A 16,553-nucleotide genomic window follows, 5' to 3' on the forward strand; every position below is an offset into this window, starting at 1 on the left:
GATCAAAGGGATACGGTCGCCCGGGAGCGGGCTCAGTGGGAGTCGCGAGGGACCTCGTGTCCACGGCTTCCGCGCAGGAAACCGAAGTCGGCGCCCTGGTCGGCCTGTTCCACGTTCTGGGTGTAGAGCCAGGAGTAGCCGCTGGTGTGCCGCTCGGCCGGTGCCCTCCATGCCTGCCGGCGTCGCGTGAGTTCGGTGTCGTCCACGTCCAGGCGCAGGGTGCGGTTGGGGACGTCGAGGACGACGGGGTCCCCGTCGCGCACTAGGGCGAGAGGTCCACCGACGGCGGCCTCGGGCGCCACGTGCAGGACCACCGTCCCGTACCCGGTGCCGCTCATCCGGCCGTCGCAGACGCGCACCATGTCCTTGACGCCGGCCTTCAGCAGCTTGCCGGGCAGCGGGACGTTGGCGACCTCGGGCATGCCGGGGTAGCCCTTGGGTCCGGCGTTGCGGATGACGATGACGGTGTTCTCGTCGATGTCGAGTTCCGGGTCGTCGACCACCTCGTGATAGGCCTCGGGGGAGTCGAAGACGCGCGCGGGGCCGCGGTGGGTGAGCAGGTGCGGTGAGGCGGCGGACTGCTTGATCACGGCGCCGTCGGGGCACAGGTTGCCGCGCAGTACGGCGATTCCGGTGCCGGCCGGCTGGAAGGGGGCGTCGAGGCGGGTGATGACGTCGGAGTCGACGCGTTCGGCGTTCTCGTTGTTCTCGGCGATGGTGCGTCCGGTGACCGTGATCTGGCCGCCGTGCAGCAACCCGCCGCCGAGCAGCTCGGCCATGACGGCGGGCAGGCCGCCCGCGTAGCAGAAGTCCTCCATGAGGTATTTGCCGCTCGGCATCAGGTTGACCAGGGTCGGCACCGCACGGGCCAGGCCGTCGAAGTCCCGCAGGTCCAGCTCGACACCGACGCGTCCGGCGATGGCGATGAGATGGATGACGGCGTTCGTGGAGCCGCCGATGGCCGCGTTGACGCGGACGGCGTTCTCGAACGCCTCCCGGGTCAGGATCTGCGAGGGGCGCAGCTCCTCCTCCACCATCCGGACGATGCGCTGCCCCGCCGCCTGCGCGACCTCCATCCGCCGGGAGTCGACTGCGGGCCAGGCCGCCGACCCGGGCAGCTGCATACCCAGCGCCTCGGCCATGCAGGCCATCGTCGAGGCGGTCCCCATCGTCATGCAGTGCCCGTTGGAACGGGCCATGCACCCCTCCGCGAAGAAGCACTCCTCCTCGGTCATCCGGCCGGTCTTGAGGTCCTCCTCGAACTTCCACACCTGGGTACCGGATCCCACGTCCTGGCCCCGGTACTTGCCGTTGAGCATCGGGCCGCCGGTGACCATGACGGCGGGCAGGTCGACGCTGGCGGCGCCCATGAGCATGGCGGGGGTCGTCTTGTCGCAGCCGGACAGCAGCACGACACCGTCGAGCGGATTGGCCCGGATCAGCTCCTCGACCTCCATGGCCATGAGGTTGCGGTACAGCATCGCGGTGGGGCGCATCAGGGTCTCGCCGGTGGCCATGGTGGGGAACTGGAGCGGCAGGCCGCCCGCCTGCCAGACACCGCGCTTGACGGCTTCCGCGACACGTGTCAGATGCGCGTTGCACGGGGCGAGTTCGGAGGCACTGGTCGCGATGCCGATGACGGGACGCCCGTCGAAGACCTCGTGTCCGAATCCCTGGTTCCGCATCCAGGAGCGGTACACCATCCCGCTGCGGCCCTGTGCGCCGAACCATGCCTGGCTGCGGCGGCTCGTCTTCTGAGCGTCGGTCATGTACGCACTCCCGTGGCTCTCGCGTCGTCCGCTTCGCGGTGGGGCGATGTCGGGTGAGGACCCGCAGGCCGTACCCTGGAACTCAATCATTAAATGATTCGATGAATGGCGTCCAGGGGGTGAGCGGAGATCGTGGCGCACTTCCCGACCATGCACCAGCGGGTGGTCGACGAGCTCGGGCGACGCATCGTCGGCGGGGCGTGGGAGCCGGGGGATCCGTTGCCGGTCGAGGACACGCTCGCGGCCGAGATCGGCGTCAGCCGCGGCCTGTTGAGGGAGGCGGTCAAGGGACTGGTGGCCAAGGGGATGCTGCACGTACGCCCGCGCACCGGCACGCGCGTGCTGCCCCCGGAGCACTGGAACCACCTCGACCCGGACGTACTGCGCTGGAAACAGGCCGAGGACGCCACGGCTCTGCTGCGGGACACGGGTGAACTGCGCCGGATCGTCGAGCCCGAGGCGGCCCGGCTCGCCGCCGACAGAGCCGGCCCCGACGAGGTACGAGCCCTGTACGAGGCCCTGTCGGCCATGGAGGCCGCGGCGGCGGATCCTGCCCGCAGCGGCTACATCGAGGCCGACATCGCCTTCCACCGGGCCCTGCTCGACGCCGGCGGCAACCGCCTCCTCGGATCACTGGGCCGCGCTGTCGGCATCGCGCTGGAACACAGCTTCCTCCTCAGCACGCAGACCCCCGGCGCGGTGGAAGCCTCCTTGCCGGGGCACCGAGCCGTCGTGGAAGCCGTCGAGGCTCGCGACCCCGCAGCGGCGGCCGCCGCCGTCCTGGCCATCATCGAAGCCGCCGAACAAGAGATCGCCCAGTCACCCGGACTGCCGAGCGACGCTGTATGACCTGCCACGGCTGCGACCTTGCGGGCCCACGGAAGCGGCCGACGTCCGCGGGATCTCGCACCTGAGGTGGGCGAAGACGAGCAGGGCGTCACGGTCTTTGGCAACGCGCGGCCCATGGGCGGCGCGCTGCCGGTGTTGGTTCCGCAGCAGGGCCGACGGAAAGAACAGGGCGGAGCCGGACGCTCCATGGGGCGTCGCCGATGGATCCGGAGCAGGGGAGCCGCGCAAGCCGAGGCCGAGCTGACGAGGACTTCCGGCCTGGTCGGGTGTGTCACAGCCACGTATGCGTCGCGCGCTCGCGGGGTGACACTGCATTGCCCTCCACATCGGACCGAACGCCCAACTTCCGCCCCGCATACGGCCATCAGGATCGACGCACCTCCCTATGTCAGCCGGGGATACCGCTTTGAGCTCCGGGTGCTGCACCTGGTGAAGGCCTGACCGCGAACACCATGCCGATGTCGCCGGCCCGCTGCACCGAGTCCTGCTCGGCGCTGACGGCCAAGCCGTGTGCGCGGAGGACCTCGCAGACCGTGTCGCGGTTCTGCTGCCAGCCCTCCACCTCGACGACGGCCTGGCGCACCAGCGGCCAATGCCGTTCCTCGATGCCTCTGAGTACCTCAAGTTCGGCGCCTTCCACATCGACCTTGAGCAGGTCGACGTGGTCGATGCCCAACTCGTCGAGCACCGATGACAGGGGCCTGACCTTCACTCGGTGCGTCTCAAGTTGCCGCAGCACCCGCAGTTTGCGGCCGATGAGAAGAGTGAGGAGGGGGGAGGGTATGCGGCGCAGGACCGGTCCCAGGCCACCTTGGCGGATCATTTCGACAACGCTGGCGGTGACCCGGCGCCGCTCGTCCTCGATGTTGCCCTGGTCCCGTGAGGAGGACGAGAAGATCGTGGCGGCCGGAATGTAGCTGAAGTCGAGCTCGTCGTCGCGGGACGCCAGGCCGTAGGGGAGCGCGGTCAGTCGTCCGTTGAAGAACTCGCGGGCATTGCGTTCGAGTGTCGCGTGGAGTGGCGGCAACGGCTCGAAGGCGTAGATCCGCACGTCTCCGTCCAGCCGTTCATAGACGGCGGCCGAGAACACACCGATGTTGGCGCCCACGTCGAGTACCGTCGCGCCCGGCGTGCACTCGATGCCGTGGGCGAAGTAGCCGTCCACCTCTTCGCGGAGGAAGGACGCCTCCCAACGATTGATGCTGTGCAGTTCGATCGCGCTCATGGCCATGACAAGCTGATTTACCAGGGTTGGAGCCAACAATCCAGCTCCGGAGGTCGAGACGACCATGAGGTCCTGACTGATCGTCACCGCATCGGCGCCGACATGGAACCGGTGCCCCGCAGGGCACCGCACGGGGGAGAGCGCAGCGAGCTGCCCCGAGTGTCTTGAGCCGGCCGTCCAGCCGCCGGCCACCGAGATGGCCCGCAAGGAGATCGCTTCTCCTGCACCTCCACGCCGCGCAAATTCGGAAGGCGGCCCTGCGAGAGGGCGCTGGAGAAGGAAGCAGCGCTCCGCGTCCGAGGAGAGCGGCGACCTCGGCCGTGCCGAGCGGCTCGTCGGGGTCCCGGTCCACTGTCACTTCGGGCAGCCGTCCACGGTCGCCGCGCTCGTGTACCCGAGCAGTTCCCCGGCGTAGTCCTGTGGTGTCTTGCGGCTCGTCGGAGGACTCGCCCCCTTGGCGTACAGGTTTCTCAAGAACGTCTGTCCGGGAACCGATGCATCCACAGCAAGCACGATCATGAACCCGAGGAAAGGCTGGTCGCTGTGACGTCAGCATCGGTACCGCAGTCGCTGGACCCGCTCGCGCTCGCCGTCGACGATCTGCGGGCCGGACGACCGGTCATCGTCGTCGACGACGCGGACCGGGAGAACGAGGGGGACCTGGTCATGGCGGCCGAGTTCGCGACCGCCGAGGCCCTGGCATTCTTCGTCCGCTGGACCAGCGGGCTGATCTGCGCGCCGATGGCCCCCGAGATCGCCGACCGGCTGGAGCTGCCGCTGATGGTCCCGCCCGCCCCCGGAACGGACACCATCGAGAGCACCGCCTACACGGTCTCCGTGGACGCGGTCGGCGTCGGCTCGGGGATCTCGGCAGCGGACCGGGCCCTGACCGTACGCACCCTGGCAGACCCCGCCACCCGGCCCGAGGAACTGGTCCGGCCCGGGCACGTGCTCCCGCTGCGGGCCCGGCCCGGCGGGATCGCCGAGCGCCGCGGACACACCGAGGCAGGTGTCGATCTGCTGCGCCTGGCCGGGCTGTCACCGGTCGCGGTGATCAGCGAGGTCTGCGAGGACGACGGCTCCACCGCCGACTTCGACCGGCTGCGCGCCTTCGCCGACGAACACGGCCTGGCACTGGTCTCCGTCGAGCAGTTGTCGCACGCGCTGCGGCTCGTGGACACGGCGACGGTATGACCCTGGTGCTGCGGGCGACGGTCTTCGACCTGGACGACACCCTGATCGACACAGCGGCGGCCTGGCCGCGGGTGTGCGCCGACTTCACCGCCCGTCACGGTCACCCCTGGCGGCCCCAGGACTCCGCCGCGCTGCACGGCAACGGCAGCTGGGCCTCGTACGTCGCCGGCCTGTGCGGCGGCGCGGCCACCGCCGTCGAGGTCGTCGAAACCTGCACCACCGCGATGGTCGACGCCTGCGCCGCGGGAGAGATCCGGGCCCTGCCCGGCGCGATCGAGCTGGTCCTCGAAGCCGAACGCCACGGGCCCGTCGGCGTGGCCACCGCCAGCCCCCGTCGTTTCGTCCGGGCCGTCCTCGAACACCTGGGCCTGGCCGAGAGGCTGCGAGCCGTCGTGTGCGGCGAGGATGTGACCCGGGCCAAACCCGCACCCGACCCCTACCTGCGCGCGGCGGCCGAGATCGGCGTCCCGTCGTCCTGGTGCCTGGCCGTGGAGGACTCCCCGGCCGGCATCCGGTCGGCCGTGGCCGCCGACATGCGCGTCCTCGCCATCCCCCGCGCGGCCACGACCCTGCCCGAGGGTGTCGCCCACCTGCCCGCGGCGCAAGCCCGCACCGCGACCGAAGCACTGCCACTGCTGACCCGGCTGCTCACCTCCCGGCCCGCATCCCTCATCCGCGAAGAAACCACCATGTGAACAACGAAAACGTGGCTCCTGAAGTGGTGGCGGATCCAAGCGAAGTTCGTGGGAACGCGAGGGGCGCGGCCTCCCTGGTCGGTCATGGCGAGACGGATCATCGGCGCAGACCACGACCCGCCGCACGAGCGGTGGAACTCATCGGTGGCCGGGGGCCACGCGGCGGCCGAGAACAGGTACCCCTTGGGCGCGGGTAGCGGGCTACTCGCCGGTTCCCAGGCGGAGGGCCAGGTTGTGGGCGGTTTCGCTGGTGAGGCCGCCGGCGATGGCGAAGTGGCCCTTGGTGAGGGGGGCGGCGATGTAGGTGACGTCCTGGAGCTCGCCGTCGATGACGACGGCCACTTCGTTGCGTGGGACAGGGGCCTTGGCGAGGGCGCTGGTGAGGTCGGCCAGGTGGGTCCGGTCGGCAGGGCTGAGGGTCAGGTCGACCTCCCAGCCGCCGGCGCTGTTGTGGGCCTTCGCGGAGACGGCTCGGATGCTGGTCATGCCCTTGGCGGGGTCGATCTGGACGCAGGATGCCGGGCTGGTCGCGGTCGCGCGTACGGGGTAGCCGTCGCTGCCGGGGGCGCAGGTCTGTTCCTTGACCGAGGTGACCGGCAGGAGGGAGAACCGGGTCGCCTTCTCGGCGTTCCCCGTTCCTCCTACGGAGGGCCGCAACGGGTGCGCGTGCAAGGTCGCCCCGTCCGCGACGGCGACCCCGGCGGTGGCGAGCACGGCGGCGGCGATGACGCCGGCCCCGGAGCGGGCCAGCCGCTGTCGTCGCCGGGCGACCCGCAACGCGTCGTCGGCCAGGCTCACCAGGCAGGGACCGGCGGCGTCGCCCCCGCTCTCTTGGACATGGGCGTGCAGGGCGTGGTGCAGGGGGTGTTCGGTCGGGTCGTTCATGTGAGGGTGCTCCTGCCGGAGGCGGGGGAGGGGAGGGCCGTAGCCGATGGCTGCGTCTCGGCGAAGGCGGCGCGGAGAGAGGCCAGGGCCTTGTGGGTCTGGCTGCGGACGGTGCCCTGGGCGATGCCCAGGATCTCGGCGATCTCGGGGTCCGGCAGGTCCTCGAAGTAGCGCAGCACGATCACCGCGCGCTGGCGTTTGGGCAGTTGCCGCAGCGCGGTCATGATGTCGTGGCGCTGGACCACGGTGTCGGCCCAGTCGGCGGCCTGCGTCGGCGGGTCCGGGAGCGTATCGGTGACCGTCTCCTTGCCCCAACTGAGCAGTCGGAAGCGGTCTATCTGGGCGTGGTAGATCGCCCGGCGGACATAGGTCTCCGGTTGCTGCCGGTCGCGGAGCCGCGACCAGCGGCGGGCGGTGGACGCGAGCGCGGTCTGGAGCAGGTCGCGGCCCTGCTCCCAGTCTCCGGTCAGCAGGTAGGCCGTGTGCAGCAGCGATCTCGACCGTGCCGCCACGAACTCGCGGAACTCACGTTCGTCGTCGGCGTTCAAAGTTCCCTCCCTTGTTCCCCCGTAAAGACGGGTGCGGAAGGGGATTCGACTGCCCGGGCGGCCCGACTTTCTCAACCACGGCGTAACCGGCGGCCGGCGGCGCCGTGATGGCGAGCGCCGACCGCGCCACCGACACCAGCCGGCTCTGGTGTGCCGGCGCGCGAACCCCGGTTCGCATGGCGCTTCGGCGAGTTGAGGAGTGGCCGGGTTGGCGGGGGCAGGGGGATGTACGGGCGGAACAGGTGTGCGTACCGATGGGCCGCACAGGGAGTACAGGTTCCACGGAAGCAGAGCCGGGGGCCGACACGCTTCGGCGGCCCGCCGTCGATCCGGCCGCGGGGGCCGTGTTTTCGGGGGAGCGCAGATGATGCGAACTCGCGGTGGGCACGGTCCGTCCCGGAGACCTACGAACGTCGCCTGACGCCGGTCCTCTCCGCTGCCGGTGAATAGCTCTGCGTCCGTGCAGGGTCCCGGAGCAGGCGCTCGCGTCGTCCGGTGCGCGGCTGACTCCGAGAACCTGCCGGCCAGGCACGAAGCGACGATGCGGTGGTCGATGACCGTACTCATGGGCGGCTGCTTGGCCGGACGACGCCCGGTCGGCTTCCGACGGCGTCACTGCGGGAGCGGTGAACGCTTCCGACCGCATCCGCAGGCCTCACCTCCGCTCCACCGGCCGTCTCGCTTTCGACCGCAGTTCCTCGACCGTCGTCGGGACGGCGTCCAGTCCCGGCGTGAGGTCCAACTGCCGCCAGCGGATGCCCTCCCGGCCCGCTTCAGACTCCGGCACCGCCAGAATCCGCCGGCGGTCCGGTATGAGGGTTGTCGCCGCCATGCCCGTCTCCCGCCGGGGCACCGGAGAGCCTGCTACCGCGCTGCCTGAGGGAGTTCATGCCCACCCACCCGAACTGAACGATCACGTTCGAAAGGCGGATGGTGTCTGAGTGATCTCCTTCGACACCTGTGGCGCCGGGAGGTTGTGGCAAGAATGCGCCGACGTAGGCGCGTTGTCGTGCTGTCGGGCGGCTTTGCGACGGCGGGGCGTCGGGCGCGCGTGACGGCGCGTCCCTCCGGGGCACTGCCTGGGGTTCCCGGCTCTCCATGTCCTCGGACGGAGACCGCGGCTGCGACGGCGCGCAGTGACCCGGTGCGCGGACGGCGAACCTGGGCGCCGCCGCAACGTCCGTACCCGTCGAGGTCACGGCCACCCGGTGGTGTTCTCGGTTCGCCCGGTCAACTCGGCCGGATCGAGCCGGTGATGGGTCACAACCCTGCCTGGACGGCACGTGTCTGACCTGTCAGGAGTAAGGCACTCCTAAGATCATAAGGGGGAAATATGAGATTCGGTCATTCTGTTCTCGCGGGTGCCGCGATGGCGGCCCTGGCGGTCGGCACCACGACGGTTCTGGCCGGCCCCGCCTCCGCAGCGCCGAACACCACCGCGCAGAAGGTCTGCGGGAGCACCTACAAGACCGTCAACTCCGCGCCCGTCGGCACGCAGGGCACTGTCTACCTGACCTACAACGCCTCCAACGGCAAGAACTGCGTCGCGACCATCCGCACCAACCCTGGCGCCGCGCGCGCCATGGGGGCGTGGATCTACGTCTCCGACACCGACGAGTACGCCCAGGACGAGGGCGTGTACACGTCGTACGCCGGACCGGCCTATGTCCAGGGCAGGGCCCACTGCGTGGACTGGGGCGGCCACATCGACAACGTGTACGTCTACGTCACGGGCTCCAACTGTGCCGCGCTGAAGGAGCATCGGGTCACCACGGTCCGCTGACCTGCGGGGCGCTGCCACGGTCCGGCCCACTTCCGTCGGCTGGAGGTGGGCCGGATCCCGTTGCCCGCCCGGATGCCCGTCGTCGCCGCGCAGCGAAGCCGACCCCTTGGCCGGAGGCGGCGCAACCGTGCGTGTGACGCGTGTTTCCCGCGCTCGCTGCTCCGCTTCCGCGACAGTGTCCGCGCCCTGCGCACTCCACAGCACGCGCTGTCCCCTGAGCCCACTTCGGACCGAGGATGGGCAACCGCGCGCGGCGCTCGGGGGCTCCTCTGCTCGATGGGTTCTGCGTCAGTGCCGTCAGCCGTGGGCGCGTACGGGGATGAGGGGATCGCCTCGGTCGCCGTCTGTGAGGTGTCCGACGCCGAGTCTGCGCAGGCGGAAGGTGTGGCCGTCGGGGCAGCAGGCCTTCGTAGCGTCCGGTGCCGACCTGTCGGAACGCGCCAATCGCACGTCGTCCACGTCGAGTTCGAGCAGTCGTCGCCTCAACTGCAGCGTGAGCGTGACGAGTTCCTCGGCATCCACATCGGGTGCACCTGACACAACCAGTCGCACAGTCCCGCCGCAGCCATCCCGTACGCTCCCACGGCCGACGGAGGTAGCGCCCCGCTCGGCTCGTTGTGAACTTCCCGGTGCCGACGTGTGTCCGAGCGCCACGGTCGGCGACCGTGGCGCTCAACGGCGACGACGGCTCGCGTCGGCCGGCATCGTGTCGGTGGCAGGTCAGTCGGTGTACACCTCGGCCCGGTCCACGCTCACGAAGGACGCCGTCGACTGGGCGTTGTGCTCGCCCGTCACCCGGATCCGCAGGGTGTGTCGACCGGCGGCGAGTTCGGGGCCGACGTACTGGACGGTCTCGCCCGTGCGGATGGCTCCGTAGAAGTCGACCCGGGTCTCCGCCCCGCCGTCGATGCTGAGGGCGGCGATGCCGTTTCCGGTGTCGCGGACCGACAGCAGGGCGATGCGGGTGCCGGTGAAGGTGAAGGTCGCCGTGTTGCCGACATGGTCGCTCCAGTGGTCGTCGCCCCAGAAGCACTGAGTGGCGCATCCCGTACCGGAGTTCCAGGATCCAGTGTAGGAGAGGGTGCCGTCCGCGCTGGAGCGGCCGTCGTCGTTGATCCAGTGGTTGCCCGAACCGGGGTCTCCGGAGGGCAGGTTCTGGGTGGCGCCCATGGCGAGCGGGGTGCCCAGGTTCGGGCTGCCGTCGGCGTTCCAGCCGATCTTCTGGGCGCGGCTGGTGCGGTCGGTGTAGGTGTACTGCGAGGTCGACTTGGCGTGGTAGACCATCCAGTCCTCCGTGCCGTCCGGGGACTTGAAGAAGGCGTGGTGGCCGGGACCGTAGACCCCCACCGCGTCGTTGCGCGCGAACATCGCCCCGGCGCGCTGCTGCCAGTTGGACGCCACCAGCGGGTCGGCGCCGTCGGCCAGGGACATCATCCACAGCTGGTAGTCGGGCTTTCCGGTATCGCATGTCGAATACGTCATCCAGGTACGGCCGTTGCGGCTGAGGAACTCCGGTCCCTCGCGCACCTCAGCGCAGCCGCCCGCCGCGTCGATCGCGACCGCGTCGTCGGAGACGGTGTACGGGTTCGACAGGGGTGCGATGTTCAGGCCGTTGTGCTGGTAGGCGTTGATGCCGCTGTAGGCCAGGTACAGGCGGCCGTTGTGGGTGAAGACGCTGGGGTCGATCGCGAAGTCGTTCGTGTGGTTGGGCGGGATCAGCGCCGACTTGAAGTGGTAGGGGCCGGTGGGGGAGTCGGCGTCGGACTCCAGGACGTAGACGCGGTGGTGGTCGTCGACGCCGTCGTCGGCCGTGTAGTAGAGGTACCAGCGGTTGCCGAAGCGGTAGAACTCCGATGCCCAGATGTTCTGGTTGCGGGAGGAGTCGGTGTCCGTCCAGACGGTGACCGGGTCCGACCCCAGGAGGGTGGCCAGGGACGCCGAGCGCCACATGCGGATGCTGCCGCCCTGGGTCGTGGTCATGTAGTACGAGCCGTTCCAGTACGTCAGGTACGGGTCGGGCCCGGTGTTGAGGGGATTGCGGAACGTCGTGCTGGTGACGGCCGCGGCCTGGGGCGCCGCGGTCGACGTGGGTGTGGAGACGAGCGAGAACACCACGGTCAGCAGCAGGGCGACCAGCGCCGCCGTGCGTGCCGTGCGGGGGGACGAACTCATGTGCGACTCCAGCGATTGTGGTGGTGAGTGGGGTGGTTGCGCCTTTCAGGAAGGAGGTCGGCTCACTGGCCGCCGAGGCCCGTCGTGGCGACGGACTTGACGATGTGCCGCTGGAAGAACAGGAAGACGACCACCAGCGGGAGCGCGGCCAGTACGGCCGACGCCATCGACTGCGCGTACTGGACGCCGTAGGCGTCCTTCACCGACGTGATGCCGACGGGCAGGGTCATCAGGTCGGGGTCCGAGGTGGAGACGAAGGGCCACAGGAAGTTGTTCCAGGCCCCGATGAACACGAAGATCGCCACCGCCGACAGCATCGGACGGGACAGCGGCAGCAGCACGGACCAGAAGATCCGGAGGTGTCCCGCGCCGTCGATGCGGGCCGCCTCCTCCAACTCCTTGGGCAGGGAGTCGAAGTGCTTCTTCAGGATGAACACCATCACCGGCGCCACCGTCTGCGGGAGGATCACCGCCGCGTAGGTGTCGAGCAGGTTCAGGGTGAGCATCTGCTGGAACCACGGCACGATCAGCATCTGCGGCGGCACCAGGACGGCCGCCACCGTGATCGTGAACAGCCACCTGCGGCCCGCGAACCGGGTCCGGGAGAAGGCGTAGCCGGCCATCGCGGACACCGCCACCGTGATCACCGTGACGACGGCCGCCACCAGGAAGCTGTTGAACATCCACAGCGGCAGCTCACCGCGGTCCCACACGCTGCGGAACCCGGCCAGGGTGAACCCGTGCTTCGGCCACAGCCAGTGCACCGGATCGCTCGCGTCCTGCTCCGACTTGAACGCGGTCAGCAGACCCCAGGCCATCGGCAGCAGCCACAGCAGCGCCAGCACGGTCAGCACCCCGAACGTGAGCACCCGCGCGGTGCGGCTCTCGCCGAGGGAGAGATGGGTGCGGCGGGCCTCGGCGCGGTACCGGCGGGCCGCCACCTCGCGGATCACCGGGGAGCGGGGCGCGGACTTCGGCCGCGGGAGGGGCAGTTCGGTGGTCGAGGTCATGGTCACTTCTCCCGGCGGCGGAGGGCGGCGTACTGCGCCGCGGAGGCGAGGATGACGAGGGCGAAGAACACGTAGCTGATCGCCGAGGCGTAGCCGAGCCGGTAACCGGTGAAGCCGACGTCGTACATGTACTCGATGACCGGGCGCGTGGAGTTGTCAGGACCGCCCTTGGTCAGCAGGTAGATCTGGTCGAAGACCTTCAGCGAGGCCAGGATCTGGAGCACGGTGACCACCACGGTGATCCGGCTCAGCTGCGGCAGCGTGATGGAGAACAGCCGCCTCCAGGCGCCCGCGCCGTCGATCGCCGCCGCCTCGTAGAGGTGGTCCGGCACCGACTGGAGGGCCGCCAGGTACAGCAGGAAGTTGAAGCCGACCGTCCACCACAGGGTGGTCAGCACGATCGCCCACATCGCGACCGACTTGTCGCTCAGCCAGGCCACCGAGTCGAGGCCCACCGCGTTCAACACCTGGTTGTACAGGCCGAGATCACCCTGGAACAGCCAGACCCACAGCAGGCTCACCACACCGACGGGCAACAGGTACGGCGCGAAGAACGCCAGCCGCCACACCCACTGACCGGGCAGCCCCGTGTGGACCAGCAGCGCCATGCCGAGCGCCACCACGACCAGCGGGACGGTCGACAGCACGGTGAACCACACGGTGTGGCCGAGCGCCCGCCACATCTCGGCGTCCCGCAGCGCCTCCGAGAAGTTGTCCAGGCCGACGAAGCCCGGCGTGTGGGCCGACAGCGAGGTGTCGGTGAGGCTCATCCACAGCCCCTGGACCAGCGGCCAGACCACGAAGAGCGCGAACAGGACGAGGAAGGGCAGGGCGAACAGCAGGCCGGGGGAGAGGATCCGGCGCGCCGGGAGCGTCCCGGTGCGGGACGGGGGGAGGGGAGAGGACATCGTTGTGCCTCCTGCGCGGATGGTTCGCGGCCGGATCAGGCCGGGCTGGGCTTGGAGAGGAAGGTGTTGAGGCGCCGGGTCATCGCGCGGGCCGCGCGCTCCGGGCTGGTGGCGCCGAGCAGGGCCTGCTGGAGGACCTGGCACATGGCGTTCTGGAAGTCGGAGCCCGCCCCGGCGAACCACACCGGCGGGTCGAGTACGACATGGCCGGCGGCCTGCGCGTAGTGCGCCTGCGGTTCGAGTGCCGCGTAGGCGGCGGTCCGGGTCACCGGCTGGTAGGCGGGGATGTGGCCCGCGGTGGCCCAGATCTGACCGGCCTTCAGCAGCGCGGCCACCGCCCGGTGGGTGCGTCGGCGGTGCTCCTCGTCCGGGTGGTCGCGGTGGGGGAGGACCAAGGAGTGCGAGTCGGCGTAGACGGCCGGGGTGCCGAACACCGTGGGGAAGGGCGCCGCGCCGACGTCCTTGTCGGTCGTGCGGAAGGTGCCCAGCTCCCACTCGCCGGAGAGGATCATCGCCGTCTGGTTGTTGACGAAGGAGGCGATGGCGGACGCGTAGTCGAGGCGCTTCGGGTTGACCTTGCCGTCGACGACCTTGGCCATGAAGGCGATCACCTCGGCCATCCGGTCCTCGTCCACCTCGGCCGGTCCGCCCGCGGGCAGGTCGAACCCGCCGCCGGTCTGCCGGTACAGGCCGTAGAACAGCCGCCAGCACTGCGCGGTGTCGGTGACATAGCCGAACGCGATGCCCTGCTTGCCGGATGCCCTGGCCAGTTCCCTGCCCGCGGCCAGGAAGCTGTCCGGGGAGGAGAACGCGTCCGCGTCCAGCGTGCCGTCGGCGGTCAGCAGGCCCGCCTTCTTCGCCGGTCCCTGGTGGTAGAAGACGATGAAGGGGTGGGTGTCCAGCGGGACGGCGTAGGTCCGGCCGGCGAACTGGGTGCGTGACCACACCGCGTCCGCGAAGTCGTCCGGGGCGACGCCGTACTCGGCCAGGACGTCCATGTCCCACGGGTCCAGCAGCCCGGTGGGCGCGTACCCGGCGAGCCGGGACATGTGCGAGACGGCCACGTCGGGCCCGCGACCGCCGGCGGAGGCCATCGCGAGCTTGGTGTAGTAGGGCGTGCCCCACTCCAGGACGGTGCGCTCGATGTGCGTGCCCGGCATGGCGGGCCGTGCCTTGGCCACCATCTCGTTGAGGAGACCGCCGTCGGCGCCGCTGAACAGGTCCCACAGCCGGACCGTCGATCCGTCGTCGGCCGCGAGCGCCGATCCGCAGCCGCTGAGCGCCCCGGCGCCGAGGGCCGCGGCGCCGGCGGCGAGGGCTGTCGTCAGGACACGGCGTCTGGTCGGTCCGTGGCGGGGGACCCGGTCGGGTGTGCCGGTCATGTGCTTCCTTCCCGGTGGGCGGCGACGCGGGGGACACTCCGGTCCGTGCGGCGATGCTGCCCACCATGCGTTTTTACATCGATGTAAATCTTGTGCGGCGTGCGGTGCGTCCGCTCACTCGGAGCGGGGACTGGGGTGCTACGACGGCTCCTCGTACGCCGCGGGGCGCAGCTGGGCGGCGCGCAACTGCTCGGTGTCGGCCTTCTCGGAACGGTCGAAGCGGTAGACGCCGTTGCGTTCCTGGAAGACGTCGGTGAGCTGCGTGTAGCAGTAGCCGAACATCCCGGGGTCACCGAGCAGCACGCCGGTCAGACCGCGGAACCGCTCCACGAACTCGTCCTCGGTGCGCGGCCGTTCGCCGTACCCCCAGGAACTGCCGGTGTCGTCGCCGGCCGCGGCGACGGTCTCCGGGTCCCACCAGATCCCGCCGAACTCGCTGCAGAAGTACGGCTGCCCCCGGTACGGCACCGACCAGGCGCGGCCCTCGGGGCCGGTGTTGACGTACGGCCGGTTCTCGGCGAGCCCGGCCATGATCTTGGCGAACGCCACCGGGTCCTGCTCGTAGCAGTGCGAGTCGTAGACGTCCGTCTCCGGCACCCGGTGCGCGTAGCCGGACGCGTCGACGACCGGCCGGGTCGGATCGGCCTGCTTGGTGGCGAGGAACATGCCCCGGGTGACGTCGTCCAGCACGGTGATGCGGTCGTGCAGGTTCTGGTACGTCTCGTTCAGCGGGCACCAGCCGACGATCGAGGGGTGCGAGTGGTCCCGCTCCAGGGCCTCCAGCCACTGCGTGACGAACGAGGCGTCGGGGCGCTGGTTGTCGTCCCGGACCCCGGTCTCGCAGCCCCAGTCGCCGAACTCGCCCCACACCAGGTAGCCGAGCCGGTCGGCGTGGTAGAGGTAGCGCTCCTCGAAGACCTTCTGGTGCAGCCGGGCCCCGTTGAACCCGGCCGCGATCCCCAGCTCGATGTCCCGCAGCAGCGCGGAGTCGGTGGGCGCGGTCATCAGTCCGTCCGGGTAGTAGCCCTGGTCCAGGACCAGCCGCTGGAAGACGCGTTCGCCGTTGAGCAGCAGTTCCTTGCCGCGTACGGAGACCGAGCGCAGGCCGGCGTAGGACCGGGCGGTGTCGACCACCTCGCCGTCCGGGCCGAGGATCTCCAGGACGAGGTCGTACAGATGCGGGTCGGCAGGCGACCAGGTCCGCCGCCGGTCCGCGGGGACGGTGAGCACGAGGCGCGGGCACAGATCCAGATCCGCCCGCCCCTCGGCGGTGACGACCGTGTCGTCGGCGCCGCTCAGCGTGGCGCGCACCCGGTGCCCGGCGGCGTTCGCCGACAGCGGCAGCTCCACCAGGAAGGATCCGGTGGCCAGGTCGGGCGTGACGCGGGGGCGGCGCAGGGCTACGGCGCGGGGGACCGGCTCCAGCCACACGGTCTGCCAGATGCCGGTGGTCCGGGTGTAATGGCAGTGCGAGTTGGCGTACCAGGTGGCCTGTTTGCCGCGGGCCTGCACGGTGTGCCGGCTGTCCCGGGCGCGCACCACGAGGGTCAGTTCCTCGCCGGCCACGGCCACCTCGCCGAGATCGGCGGTGAACGGGGTGAACCCGCCGCGATGCCGCGCGACCTCCTGGCCGCCCGCCCACACGGTGGTGTCGTGGTCAACGGCCCCGAAGTGCAGGAGGACCCGGCTGCCGGCCCACTCGGCGGGGACGGTCACCGTGCGCCGGTACCAGACGGCCTCAAGGAAGTCCGTCTCCGCGATGCCGGACAGCTCGGACTCCGGGCAGAACGGGACGAGGATGCGGCCGGTCAGTTCGCGGTCGGCCAGGCCGCGCTCCAGGCCGGTGTCGGACCGGTCGGTCTCGAACTGCCACTCGCCGTTGAGATTCAGCCAGGCGTCCCGCGTGAACTGTGGCCTGGGGTACTCGGGGCGGGGCGGCGCGTCCGGGAGATACGGGTCGAGCATGGGGCTCCTCGTGACGAGAGTGCAGGTCGGTGCGGTGTGAAGGTCGTGCGGGGCCATGGCACCATGTCGATTACATCGATGTAAATACCTCGGTCGCAGTTTGTGTGCGACCGACTGGCCGGAACATGACGCACAACGGTCGGTACGATCAAGCAAGTTCGGAAGGAA

Annotated in this window: 15 protein-coding genes; 4 read left to right on the top strand and 11 right to left on the bottom strand. The window is 70.2% G+C overall.

Features of this window, described 5'->3' with window-relative positions; all coding sequences use genetic code 11:
• Positions 1-32: 32 nt before the first annotated feature.
• Entirely contained in the window at positions 33-1,769 is a 1,737-nt protein-coding gene (locus tag OG226_RS49015) for an IlvD/Edd family dehydratase (RefSeq protein ID WP_329352898.1), read from the bottom strand.
• Positions 1,770-1,919: 150 nt separating this feature from the next.
• Between OG226_RS49015 and OG226_RS49020 the strand changes: the two genes are divergently transcribed.
• Entirely contained in the window at positions 1,920-2,618 is a 699-nt protein-coding gene (locus OG226_RS49020; protein ID WP_329353731.1) for a FadR/GntR family transcriptional regulator, read from the top strand.
• A gap of 388 nt (positions 2,619-3,006) precedes the next feature.
• On the opposite strand, the gene OG226_RS49025 is transcribed toward OG226_RS49020, so the two are convergent.
• Positions 3,007-4,035 (bottom strand): FkbM family methyltransferase, encoded by a 1,029-nt coding sequence (locus tag OG226_RS49025; RefSeq protein ID WP_329352899.1) that lies wholly within the window; start codon positions 4,033-4,035, stop codon positions 3,007-3,009.
• 351 nt (positions 4,036-4,386) lie between these two features.
• Between OG226_RS49025 and ribB the strand changes: the two genes are divergently transcribed.
• Together ribB and OG226_RS49035 are read left to right on the top strand one after the other, a co-directional pair.
• Positions 4,387-5,037 carry a 3,4-dihydroxy-2-butanone-4-phosphate synthase gene (gene ribB / locus OG226_RS49030; protein ID WP_328686014.1) on the top strand — a complete coding sequence of 217 codons (651 nt, stop codon included), beginning with the start codon at positions 4,387-4,389 and terminating at the stop codon, positions 5,035-5,037.
• A complete protein-coding gene (locus tag OG226_RS49035; protein WP_329352900.1) occupies positions 5,034-5,732 on the top strand; it encodes an HAD family hydrolase in 699 nt (232 codons plus the stop codon). Before ribB ends, OG226_RS49035 begins: the two co-directional genes overlap by 4 nt.
• A gap of 201 nt (positions 5,733-5,933) precedes the next feature.
• On the opposite strand, the gene OG226_RS49040 is transcribed toward OG226_RS49035, so the two are convergent.
• The 3 genes from OG226_RS49040 to OG226_RS49050 all read right to left on the bottom strand — a co-directional run bounded on the left by OG226_RS49040 (position 5,934) and on the right by OG226_RS49050 (position 7,997).
• Entirely contained in the window at positions 5,934-6,617 is a 684-nt protein-coding gene (locus tag OG226_RS49040) for a SecDF P1 head subdomain-containing protein (protein WP_329352901.1), read from the bottom strand.
• Complete coding sequence (locus OG226_RS49045) at positions 6,614-7,165, bottom strand: SigE family RNA polymerase sigma factor (RefSeq protein ID WP_329352902.1); 552 nt, start codon at positions 7,163-7,165, stop codon at positions 6,614-6,616. The genes OG226_RS49040 and OG226_RS49045 overlap by 4 nt, the downstream gene beginning before the upstream one ends.
• Before the next feature lie 655 nt (positions 7,166-7,820).
• Positions 7,821-7,997: a hypothetical protein gene (locus OG226_RS49050; protein ID WP_328686018.1), complete on the bottom strand. Its 177-nt coding sequence runs from the start codon at positions 7,995-7,997 to the stop codon at positions 7,821-7,823.
• A gap of 501 nt (positions 7,998-8,498) precedes the next feature.
• Here OG226_RS49050 and OG226_RS49055 point away from each other — a divergent pair.
• Positions 8,499-8,948, top strand: a complete 450-nt coding sequence (locus OG226_RS49055; protein ID WP_328686019.1) for a spore-associated protein — start codon at positions 8,499-8,501, stop codon at positions 8,946-8,948.
• 297 nt (positions 8,949-9,245) lie between these two features.
• Here OG226_RS49055 and OG226_RS49060 read toward each other — a convergent pair whose 3' ends face one another.
• The 6 genes from OG226_RS49060 to OG226_RS49085 form a co-directional block, all read right to left on the bottom strand.
• Positions 9,246-9,470, bottom strand: a complete 225-nt coding sequence (locus OG226_RS49060) for a hypothetical protein (protein ID WP_329352903.1) — start codon at positions 9,468-9,470, stop codon at positions 9,246-9,248.
• A gap of 198 nt (positions 9,471-9,668) precedes the next feature.
• Positions 9,669-11,120: a glycoside hydrolase family 43 protein gene (locus OG226_RS49065; protein ID WP_329352904.1), complete on the bottom strand. Its 1,452-nt coding sequence runs from the start codon at positions 11,118-11,120 to the stop codon at positions 9,669-9,671.
• A 62-nt stretch (positions 11,121-11,182) separates the two neighbouring features.
• Positions 11,183-12,130 (bottom strand): carbohydrate ABC transporter permease, encoded by a 948-nt coding sequence (locus tag OG226_RS49070; protein WP_329352905.1) that lies wholly within the window; start codon positions 12,128-12,130, stop codon positions 11,183-11,185.
• 2 nt (positions 12,131-12,132) lie between these two features.
• Entirely contained in the window at positions 12,133-13,038 is a 906-nt protein-coding gene (locus OG226_RS49075; protein ID WP_328686023.1) for a carbohydrate ABC transporter permease, read from the bottom strand.
• Positions 13,039-13,073: 35 nt separating this feature from the next.
• Positions 13,074-14,420: an extracellular solute-binding protein gene (locus OG226_RS49080; protein WP_329352906.1), complete on the bottom strand. Its 1,347-nt coding sequence runs from the start codon at positions 14,418-14,420 to the stop codon at positions 13,074-13,076.
• Positions 14,421-14,558: 138 nt separating this feature from the next.
• Positions 14,559-16,385, bottom strand: a complete 1,827-nt coding sequence (locus tag OG226_RS49085) for a glycoside hydrolase family 2 protein (protein ID WP_328686025.1) — start codon at positions 16,383-16,385, stop codon at positions 14,559-14,561.
• Positions 16,386-16,553: the final 168 nt, after the last annotated feature.

This window comes from Streptomyces sp. NBC_01261 (assembly GCF_036226385.1).
Classification (GTDB): Bacteria; Actinomycetota; Actinomycetes; order Streptomycetales; family Streptomycetaceae; genus Streptomyces.